The organism is Pseudomonas sp. NY15364 (assembly GCF_048068235.1).
GTDB classification, from domain to species: Bacteria; Pseudomonadota; Gammaproteobacteria; order Pseudomonadales; family Pseudomonadaceae; genus Aquipseudomonas; species Aquipseudomonas mendocina_D.
Genome location: NZ_JBLUPX010000089.1, coordinates 1 through 684 on the forward strand (window position 1 = coordinate 1; position 684 = coordinate 684).

The window sequence follows — 684 nt, forward strand, 5'->3', positions numbered from 1 at the left end:
AGCTTGATCAGTGGGGAGCTGGTGGCCATCGATGGCAGCAAGTTCCAAGCGGTAGCTTCGCTGCGCAAGCACCTGAGCGTGGAGAAGCTCAAGCGTCAACAAGCGAAGCTGGAAAAACACATTGCCCAGTACCTGGCCCAGCTTGATGAGGGTGATGCACAAGACGCGCAAGAGACGATTGACCGGGCAGCGGTGAAACAGGCGCTACGCCAGCTACAGGATCGCCATGCCGATAACTTGACCGTAAAAGCGCTGATGGAGGCGCAGGGCCTGGAACAGTTCGTCGAAGGCGAAGCGGATGCCAAGAAGATGCGCTGCTCAGGCAAGAGCCCTTGCGTGGCCTACAACGTGCAGAGCGCTGTCGATGCCGAGCATGGCCTGATCGTGCATCACGAAGTGACCAGTGACTGCACCGACAACCAGCAGTTGGAGCCGATGGCCAAAGCGACTCAGGCGGTTCTGCAGCAGCCTGAGCTGACCGTCACGGCTGATGCAGGTTATTCCAACGGGGCGCAGTTTCAGGCCTGCGAAGAAGCGGGCATTACGGCTTTCGTCCCCGTGAATCGCGCGCCCAACAACCAGGGCGGCGGCACACTGTTTGCGCGTCAGGACTTCACTTACGATCCTGCGACCGACAGCTTCCAATGTCCTGCGGGCAAGACCCTGTCGCTCAAACAGCTCAAT

1 protein-coding gene is annotated in these 684 nt (G+C 59.4%); it reads left to right on the forward strand.

What is annotated here, in order from left to right; all coding sequences use genetic code 11:
- Positions 1–684 (forward strand): transposase (locus tag ACNFCJ_RS24070; protein ID WP_416773895.1); only part of this gene is annotated, 684 nt, incomplete at both ends.